The sequence below is a fragment of the Enterococcus sp. RTP21361st1_A6_RTP21361_211029 genome, from assembly GCF_040910045.1.
Lineage (GTDB): Bacteria > Bacillota > Bacilli > Lactobacillales > Enterococcaceae > Enterococcus_D > Enterococcus_D gallinarum.
This window is the reverse complement of sequence record NZ_JBDGBK010000109.1, coordinates 1-9332: the sequence shown is the minus strand read 5'-3', so window position 1 is coordinate 9332 and position 9332 is coordinate 1. Positions and strand designations below refer to the sequence as shown.

General features: G+C 41.4%; 12 protein-coding genes. 3 read left to right on the top strand and 9 right to left on the bottom strand.

The window, feature by feature from the left end; genetic code table 11:
* From AB5Z52_RS14720 to AB5Z52_RS14680, 9 genes are all read right to left on the bottom strand, one after another.
* On the bottom strand, positions 1 to 288 hold a 288-nt coding region (locus AB5Z52_RS14720; protein ID WP_368266981.1), incomplete at its 3' end, for a citrate lyase holo-[acyl-carrier protein] synthase.
* Positions 281 to 1813 (bottom strand): citrate lyase subunit alpha, encoded by a 1533-nt coding sequence (gene citF / locus AB5Z52_RS14715; RefSeq protein WP_003125763.1) that lies wholly within the window; start codon positions 1811 to 1813, stop codon positions 281 to 283. The genes AB5Z52_RS14720 and citF, both read right to left, overlap by 8 nt.
* Before the next feature lie 2 nt (positions 1814 to 1815).
* Entirely contained in the window at positions 1816 to 2703 is an 888-nt protein-coding gene (gene citE, locus AB5Z52_RS14710; protein WP_003125762.1) for a citrate (pro-3S)-lyase subunit beta, read from the bottom strand.
* Entirely contained in the window at positions 2691 to 2999 is a 309-nt protein-coding gene (gene citD / locus AB5Z52_RS14705; protein WP_003125761.1) for a citrate lyase acyl carrier protein, read from the bottom strand. Before citD ends, citE begins: the two co-directional genes overlap by 13 nt.
* 6 nt (positions 3000 to 3005) lie before the next feature.
* Entirely contained in the window at positions 3006 to 3992 is a 987-nt protein-coding gene (gene citC, locus AB5Z52_RS14700) for a [citrate (pro-3S)-lyase] ligase (protein WP_003125759.1), read from the bottom strand.
* 21 nt (positions 3993 to 4013) lie between these two features.
* Entirely contained in the window at positions 4014 to 4139 is a 126-nt protein-coding gene (locus tag AB5Z52_RS14695; protein WP_005470670.1) for an OadG-related small transporter subunit, read from the bottom strand.
* 15 nt (positions 4140 to 4154) lie between these two features.
* Positions 4155 to 5234, bottom strand: a complete 1080-nt coding sequence (locus AB5Z52_RS14690) for a sodium ion-translocating decarboxylase subunit beta (RefSeq protein ID WP_368266979.1) — start codon at positions 5232 to 5234, stop codon at positions 4155 to 4157.
* 47 nt (positions 5235 to 5281) lie between these two features.
* The gene (locus AB5Z52_RS14685; RefSeq protein WP_003125756.1) at positions 5282 to 5677 is read right to left on the bottom strand and encodes an acetyl-CoA carboxylase biotin carboxyl carrier protein subunit; all 396 of its coding nucleotides are present in this window, start codon (positions 5675 to 5677) and stop codon (positions 5282 to 5284) included.
* 18 nt (positions 5678 to 5695) lie between these two features.
* Positions 5696 to 6022: a hypothetical protein gene (locus AB5Z52_RS14680; protein ID WP_288551428.1), complete on the bottom strand. Its 327-nt coding sequence runs from the start codon at positions 6020 to 6022 to the stop codon at positions 5696 to 5698.
* Between the two features lie 421 nt (positions 6023 to 6443).
* Here AB5Z52_RS14680 and AB5Z52_RS14675 point away from each other — a divergent pair, with 421 nt between their 5' ends.
* The 3 genes from AB5Z52_RS14675 to AB5Z52_RS14665 all read left to right on the top strand — a co-directional run.
* Complete coding sequence (locus AB5Z52_RS14675; RefSeq protein ID WP_005470665.1) at positions 6444 to 7790, top strand: CitMHS family transporter; 1347 nt, start codon at positions 6444 to 6446, stop codon at positions 7788 to 7790.
* Positions 7791 to 7934: 144 nt separating this feature from the next.
* Complete coding sequence (locus tag AB5Z52_RS14670) at positions 7935 to 8630, top strand: GntR family transcriptional regulator (protein ID WP_003125752.1); 696 nt, start codon at positions 7935 to 7937, stop codon at positions 8628 to 8630.
* On the top strand, positions 8623 to 9332 hold a 710-nt coding region (locus tag AB5Z52_RS14665; protein WP_368266977.1), incomplete at its 3' end, for a triphosphoribosyl-dephospho-CoA synthase. The genes AB5Z52_RS14670 and AB5Z52_RS14665, both read left to right, overlap by 8 nt.

Here is a 9332-nt window from a genome sequence, read left to right as displayed (position 1 = left end):
TAAAGGAAGTAAAAGAAAATATTCATAGCCAGTTTTTTCATTTCGATAAAGATGAAGGAATGAAAAGGCATCCGCCACTGCTCGCTCGACTTCATCCGTCAAGCTTTTAAACACAGCTTCTAACTCATCTGATGTTTTGACAGGTCCGGGAATATTCATGGTGGCAGATAGCAGTGTGTATTGGGGCGCCGACTCCAGTAACTCCTTTTGCCGTTTTGCACGCTGTTCTCTAGCCGCCAATACTTCTGCTAATGAAACTTCCGGTCCCTCAAATAACAAGCTACACATTTCTCACAACATCAATGAGCGTGCCGTCTCGATATTCAATCAATGCCACTACTTTATCGCCATAATGAATGGCTTCAGGCGTTCCAACAATCTGGTAAGCTTTCTCTTTTAACTCTTCGATCGTATACTGAGGCACATCTAGTGTTTTAAAATGTTCAATCAAATCTTGACGATCTGGATTGATGGCAATCCCTACTTCTGTCACGATCACATCGATACTTGTTCCTGGAGTGACCACTGTATTTACTTTGTCAACGATCGTTGGAATTCTGCCTCGCACTAAGGGTGAAATAACGAGACTCATTTTGCATGCCATACTCGTATCAGAGTGCCCGCCTGACGCTCCCCGAATCACACCATCGGATCCTGTCATCACGTTCACATTGTAGTCTGTATCGATTTCCAATGCGGACAAAATAGCGGTATCTAATTGGTTGATCACTGATCCTTTACTTAACGGCGAAGCATACATCTCAGCATCGATTTCATAGTGTCCTGCATTGCTTCCTAATGAAACGGCTGAAGAATGATCGAAATCTTGTACATCAATGATTTTTTCAACCAATCCTTCCTCCAATAGTTCCACCATTGCATTGGTAATACCGCCTAATGCAAAGCTCGCTTTTATTCCATCTTTAAGCATCGCTTCGCGCAAAAAGCGGGAAACAGCTAATGCAGCACCACCGGTACCTGTTTGAAAGGAGAATCCCTCTTTATAGTAAGGAGAATTTGTGATCACTTTTGCTGCGTATTCTGCGATCAATAGTTCTTTCGGATTTTTGGTAAAGCGGGTGGCTCCTTTGGCAATCCCTTGTGGGTCACCGATTGCTTCCACTTCAACCACATAATCCACGTCGGTTTGCGGAATACTGATTGGTGTATTCGGAAATGGCACGAGCGTATCTGTGATGATCACGACTTTGTCTGCATATTTTGCATCGATCATTGCGTAACCTAATGAACCACAGGTTGCTTTTCCCACCGTACCATTGGCATTGCCATAGGCATCTGCACTTGGTGCGCCTAAAAAAGCCACATCGATATGCACATCTCCAGCTGCAATGGCCCGAGCCCGACCGCCATGTGAACGGATCACAACAGGATTTTCCATGATTCCTGCTGAAATAGCAGCACCCACATTGTCTCTCAATCCGCTGGAAGTAATATTGGTTACAACGCCATTTTTGATATGGTCAATCAACGGTGCATGGACATTTGCGATGGAGCTAGGGGCAATAGAAATATTTTTGATACCCAGACCAGCAATTTCTTCCAAGACCATATTCATGACATAATCGCCTTCACGAAAATGATGGTGGAAGGAAATCGTCATGCCATCTTTCAGCCCTGTCTTTTCGATCGCCTCGCGAATACTGCTAAGAAGTTTGGTATCTCTTGGACGAACGGGGGTAACGGTACGACTTGCTTCTTGATACGTATCGATATGCGCCAATTCCCCTTCAAAAACACCGTATTGGTCAGCATATACTTGTGGAATATCTTTTCCTACTTTATTCATGACCATGCCTAAATATCCTCCTCCGTAATCAACTTCGCTGCCTTAGCCAATGCAATCACTCGCTGTGCACGTTCAACGATTGGCTTGTCTACCATTTTCCCATTGACTGAAATAACTCCAGAGCCTTTCGCTTCGGCCTCGCGAATTCCCCAGATAACTTCTTTGGCATTCTGGATTTCTTTGTCTGTCGGTGTATAAATAGCATTTACCAACGGAATTTGTCGTGGATTGATCACTGACTTTCCATCAAATCCTAGCTGCTTGATTTGTTGCACTTCATTTTGGAATCCTTCTACATTGTCCACATCGGAATAGACAGTATCGATAGCCGCAATTCCTGCAGCTCTGGCTGCATGCAGAATCATGTTGCGGGCAAAGGATAATTCCTGTCCATCCGGATAGCGCTTGGTTTTCATATTTGTGACGTAATCTTCTGCTCCTAAAGCAATTCCGATCAGTCGCTCTGACGCTTTGGCAATCTCCCGTGCGTTCAATACCCCTTCTGCAGATTCGATGGCTGCCATCATTTTCGTTGTGCCCACTGGAATCTGATTGTCTTTTTCAACAGATGTAATGACCGCATCCACATCTAAAATATCTTGTGCCGTCTCTGTTTTTGGTAAGCGAATAACCTCAACGCCAGCCAAAACCATTGCTTCGACATCTTGGGCGCCACCTGCCTCCAAACTATTAATCCGTACGACTGTTTCTACATTGCTGTAATCAAATGTTTTCAATGCAAAGTGAACCAATGTACGCGCGGAGTCTTTTTCTTTAAGAGAAACTGCATCTTCTAAATCAAACATAATTGAGTCTGCACCATATAAGGGTGCGTCCCTTAGCATTGCTGCATTTGCACCTGGAACAAACATCATGGTTCTTCTTAAGCGTTCCATGAATCAATCTCCTTCCAATCATATGCGTCTTTTTTTGCTGCCCGATGAATCGCGGTAATGGTTCGAGCTTGAATCGTACAATCCAAAGCGCCTTTATCAACGGCAGCTACTCGAACAGACTTGATCCCTAAATTTTTGATGGTCTCTTCGATCACCTTTTTGATTTGTTGACCAAATTGTTTCTCTACACTGCTTTCCAAAGAAATTTGGATTTCGTCTGCTTCAGTCGGCTCGACAGTAATCAAAATGTCGCTTGACTCTACTGTACCGGCTACTGCGATTTGTGTAATTTCCATATGGTTTCACCTCTCGTTTTTTAAATAATGATATGTCGTTGATGGCAAAAATTGTCTCAAACGGCGGTCATCCTGATTTTTCAAAGCTTCTCTAACTTTGGTAGCACTGATGATCTCACCATCAATACTCAATCTAGGTAAAATAACCAATTCTAATGAGTCGCCAAACATTTCCTGCATCGCATGATTATACGTATCGGTCACCTTTGAATAGGGTTCTTCTCCGACAAACCGTGTCCGAATGTCTAATACAGGTGCTATCTTCTCTTTAAACAGTTGCGCATCAACCTTTGCCTGGATCTTCGCTACTGTTTCTATGGCACTGTCTTTCAGAAAGTAGGAAGGAAACGTTGCGGAAGATACAAGGTAATCATTGGTGGGAAAAACTGTTACATTGGACAAGTGTGCGACTCCACGTTTTACCATTTCCATCCGATCTGCAGTCGAAAACTTTGAACGATCTTCGGATAACACAAAGACATAAACTTGCTGACTCTGCTGCGCAGCTGTCTCGACAAGATACTGATGTCCTTTGGTAAAGGGATTGGCATTCATCACTATCCCGCTTCCGATCCCCATTTTTTTCCCTTTAGCCAGCGTAGAAAGATAGCTCGCAAAATTTGGCAATCCTCGTTCCATAAAAAGAATTTCTGAGGTTGCGATGATTTTCTGAAACCCTAGTGAGCGAAAGATCAATTCATTGCTGGGTTTTGAATACAAGAAATAATGTTGTTCCCCTTCTTCTGCCAAGCGATCAACCAGATGTTGAATGATGTCCGTCAGTAGATTTTCTGATTGAAAGGCTTTGCAAACAACCAAGCATTTCAATATGTTGTGATAATAGGATCCAGTAGCAACCAGTAAATCGTTATCGTAGATTCCCACTGTGTAATCAAGTTCTTCCTCTTTATTCAGACCGGCTCGATCCATCAAGGAAGCCCACTGTTTATAGACTCCTTGATCTCTTAGCCATAGCCGTTTTAATGAATACATAAACGTCTCTTCTTTATCTTTTTATTTTTTTATTGGAAAAAGTTTGCTAAGCAGCATCGAAGCAAGATAGATAATCAAGATAACCACGAAGACGCCGCCCCATCCCAGCACTAATAATTCCAGTGATTTCATTAAATCTGCTGACATCGAATCTCTCCTTTCTTAGGTTAGTAAGGCAAGCAATAAACCACCTGCAATAACTGAAGCAATCTGACCAGAAACATTGGCACCGGCTGCATGCATCAAAATAAAGTTTTGTGGGTCTTCATCCGTTGCCATTTTTTGGATCACTCGACTTGACATAGGAAATGCAGAAATCCCCGCGGCTCCAATCATTGGATTGATTTTTTCTTTTCTGAACAGGTTCAGCACTTTTGCAAACAAGACACCACCTACAGAGTCCATGATGAAGGCAACCAGGCCTAAAGCGATCACCATCAATGTATCGACTTGCAAAAATTCTTCATACTGCATTTTTACTGAGATAGAGAGCCCCAACAAAATACTAATGATATTTACCAGCTCATTTTGAGCTGTGATAGAAAGTCGGTCTAATACGCCGCATTCTCTCAAGAGATTTCCGAACATCAAGAAACCAACTAATGGCAGAGATACAGGGGCAATGAGCCCGGCAACGACAGAGATAACGATCGGAAAAAGAATTTTTGCTGTTTGCGAGACTTCGCCAGCGCGATAATTCATATGAATCGAACGCTCTTTTTTCGTTGTGACCGCCTTGATCGCAACCGGCTGAATGATCGGCACCAAAGCCATATAAGAATAAGCTGCAACCATGATTGCTCCCATATATTTGGAATTCAAAGTGTTGGCTACAAAGATGGATGTTGGACCATCGGCGGCTCCAATGATTCCAATGGAAGCTGCATCATTTAAATCAAATCCAAATAAAACAGCGACGATAATCGTAAAGAAAATACCAAATTGGGCTGCAGCCCCAAATAAAAGCAGAAAAGGATTTTGGAGCAGCGGACCGAAGTCGATCATGGCACCAATTCCGATAAACAAAAGCAATACTTGAAAAGGACCAGGTTCCCCGCCAGCACTCAAAACACCAGAGTTCGGGAAATTTACTAAAATCGTTCCTAGTCCCATCGGAACTAGTAGTGTTGGTTCATATTCTTTTTTGATTCCTAAATACATCAGGATGCCACCGACTACCATCATGACAATCCGTCCGGGTTCTTGTCCCATCCCTAAAAAGCCTTCAATCAGAGTTTCCACTAACGTCACTTCCTCTATTCATTAAATTTTTTATTGATTCATCCCTATTAATGAATCGTAATCAATGGGTCACCAGGATTGACCATCTCTCCTTGATTGACATGAATACCAGCTACCGTTCCCGCTTTTCCGGCAACAATCTCATTTTCCATTTTCATGGCTTCTAATATCATCAATGGTTGATTTTCCGCCACAGTATCTCCAACATTCACTAAGATTCTCAAAATCGTTCCCGGCATTGGAGAAGGCATGGCATCTGCGCCTGCGGCAATGGGTGCCTCAGAAACAGATGGTGCCTCGGATGCGGCTGGTGTTGCGGTTTGCGGAGCTGGTGTTTCAACTACAGGTTGAACGGGTAGTACAGGTTGTGGTGTACCACCGATTTCTTCCATCTCTACTAGATATTCTTTGCCATCAATCGAAATTTTAAATTTACGTAACATTGTTTTTCCTCCAAAATGCTAATTTTTGTTGATTCTTCGAATAACAAACTGACTCTTTTCATTTAATCCAGCAGCTAGACTTGACGCGATGATGGAAACAAGTTTCGCCTCCGGATTGCGCTGCATTACTTTCTTGACCACAAATTGGCTCTTAGGTTGATCACCTGCCGCAATGGCTGTCGCGATCAAACTAACAAGTTGATATTCTTCTTCACTAGCTTCGATATATACAGGAACCGCTTTCCATTTCATTTCAGATTCATTATCATCGAGCGTTTCAGAAGATGTTTTTGTTATTTCTTGATGTGGTTCACTTTTTTTGAACAGTCGGGCGAATAATCCCATGAAGTTACTCCTTTCATTTTTTTCGTTCTCAACCACATTATATTGATAATGGACCAATCCGGTAGTTCTAAATCAAAGATTATTGTTTTTTTTCTGTTCCTATTTCTTCGCCTTACAACAAAAAGGCTTATAAACATTGTTAAATCAACGTTTATCAACCGTTAAGATTTTATTAATATCTTGTTAAGCCTCTTTTAAGAACACCTATACCAAATTGTTTTTTTCCTGTTCTTTTTCAGAATTCAATCTATCTTATCAAATGAATATTGCTTATTCTATAGTCGTCAAACGGAAAAGCTAATTGTTTCCAATACGTGTCTTTCTCCCCCAAAAGGCATGAAGCTTTGTTTTTTATTGGAATGAATTGGCACCGTTTACAAAAACAGAAATTATTAAATCAGTTGTAGAAAGGAAGAAAAATATGTTATTGACGGTTTTATCTTATGCCATGATTATTGTCTTTATGTTTGTAATCATGAAAAAGAAAATGTCTCCATTCACTTCTTTGGTGGTCATTCCTTTGATTTTCACCTTAGTTGCAATGGTGTCAGGAGTATCCAAAGAAGGAAACATCGGGGATTTTGTTCTAGAAGGAATCAAAACAACTTCTAATACGGGGATTATGTTGCTGTTTGCGATACTATACTTCTCGATCATGCTGGACGCTGGATTATTTGATCCGATTACAAAAAAAATGATCTATTTCGCAAAAGGCGATCCGATGAAAGTTTTGATGGCAACTGCTGTCGTTGCGGCCACCGTTTCTTTAAATGGGGATGGAACGACTACTACCCTGATCTGCTGTTCAGCCTTTATTCCGATTTATAAAAAATTAAACATGAAAATGATGAACCTTGGGGTACTGGTGATCTTGCAAAATACCATTATGAACTTGCTCCCTTGGGGAGGACCTACTGCTCGAGCTATGGCCGTTTTAGAAGTTGATGCCGATATCCTTACTTATCTGGCACCAGGAATGATCATCTCAGTTCTTTATGTCATCTTCTTTGTTGCTCGCAGAATGGGGAAACAGGAACGGGCACGCTTAGGAATCACTGAATTGACTGCAGATGAAATCGAAGAAATGACAACGGTAACAGACCCTGAAACACTACAGATTCGCCGGCCAAAAAACTTTCTTTTCAATGGTATCTTGACGATTGGATTGATTGCATGGCTCGTAGCTAGCTCATTCATTGATTCGATTGCACTGCCACCACTTTTGTTGTTCTTAGTTGGAACGTGTATTGCTTTAATGGTCAACTACCCTGTTTTAAAAGACCAATCTTCACGAATTGGAGCCAATGGCGGAGATGCTGTTCAAGTCGTTATCTTAGTCTTTGCAGCGGGCGTATTTATGGGATTGTTCCAAGGTTCAGGTATGGCAGAAGCATTGGCTAACAGCTTTACTCACATTATTCCGAAAGAATTAGCCGGCTTCTGGGGGCTAGTTATCGCCCTTATTTCTGCGCCAGGTACCTTCTTCATCTCAAATGATGGTTTCTATTTTGGTGTGCTACCTGTATTAGCAGAAGCAGGGCGTGCTTATGGCTTTACCAATATGCAAATGGCTCTTGCTTCATTGATGGGACAGGCGTTCCACTTATTAAGCCCATTGGTTGCCTTTATCTACTTGCTGTTACGTTTGACTGGATTGGATATGGGTCAATGGCAAAAAGAATCAGCAAAATATGCATTGGGAATCTTTGTCATCTTTATCGTTACCATTGTGTTATTAGGTCATATGCCGCTTTACATTCCACAATAATATTCAGGATTGATAGGGACGGGTCGTCATTGCGGTCTCGTCCCTATTTTTATTAGTAATACATGAGGAAATCAAAGAAAATCTTGAAAAAAATTTACTAGCATGTTTTATTTTCAGAGGTATCATGAGAAATGAGGAAAATAAATGAGTAATATAGTTGAAGCCGTTAAAAAAAATCTTGATTTAACACAAAACAAAACATTAAACGTTCTGATTTATGAAGCGTTTCGAAAAACCATCATCCTTGGTGATATTCCAGCAGGTACTCGAATCAACGAGAAAGTCTTTGCTGAAGAATTGAACATTAGTCGAACTCCTATTCGCCTGGCTATGAAGCAATTAGTGAATGAAAAACTTGTCGAACATATTCCTAAAGCTGGAATCGTCGTCAAAGGTATTCGTATCAAAGATGCCTACGAAATTTATGATATCCGTAAATCATTAGATACCCTAGCAACGATCAAAGCCATGAATCAAATGACTGAAGCAGATTTCCAAGAACTGCAAACATTATTAGAACAAGGGGAACAATATAATGAGGCCGATGAAATAGAGCTGGTTTTAAAAAATTTCTCTGATTTCAACGCATTTATCTATGAAAAAAGTCAAATGCCTCGCTTAAAATCAATTGTCCTAGAACTACAAGCCTATCTCGTTTATTTTCGCGACATCGCTATCCGTTCGACGAAACGAAGAGATAAAGCATTGGAAGAACACTGGCTGATTTTTCGCGGGATGAAAACAAAAAATGTCGAACAAATCACGCTGATCACGCATGAACACCTTGATCGATCCTTGCAGTTTATTTTGGCGGAAATGGAGCGTAGACAAATTGACTGAGTCCCTTTCGAACCAGATTACCGACTATGCCTTCAAAGCATTGTTCTATGAAGTCAGTCTCAGTCCTAAACCTGGACTTGTGGATCCCTTGACAACCGGTGCGCACCAAGACATGAACTTATTCACATTTATCGATAGCACGATCAGCTTACGTCCTTATTTTCAACAGTACCTACATGCAGGGCTGACACACAAAGGAACCCCTAGGGAGTTGTTTGATAAGCTTAGAAAAATCGGAGTAGCTGCAGAAAAAGCCATGCTGCGTGCAACACATGCCATCAATACGCATAAAGGAGCCAATTTTTCTTTTGCAGTCATTTTAGGGGCGACTGGCTGGTACTTGCAAGAAAAGGCATTGCCTTTAATAAAAGAAGATAGTGAGAGGATTTTGACTTACACGCAGCAAATGACAAACCACCTACTCGCAGAAGATTTCAAAGACTTAGAGATAAAGACCCAGCTCACTTATGGCGAAAAGCTTTATCTGGAATACGGAATAACCGGAATTCGAGGAGAAGCCGCAGCAGGCTACCCTAGTTTGTCGCATAAACTACTCCCCTTTCTACGGACAACTGTTGATTTCCCAATGGAGGAACGTTTATTGCGGGGACTGATTTTCTTGATGAGTGAAATCGAAGATGGGAATTTATTGCATCGCGGTGGTTTATCCGCTTGGCAAACAGTGAAAGAAGAAAGCAAAAA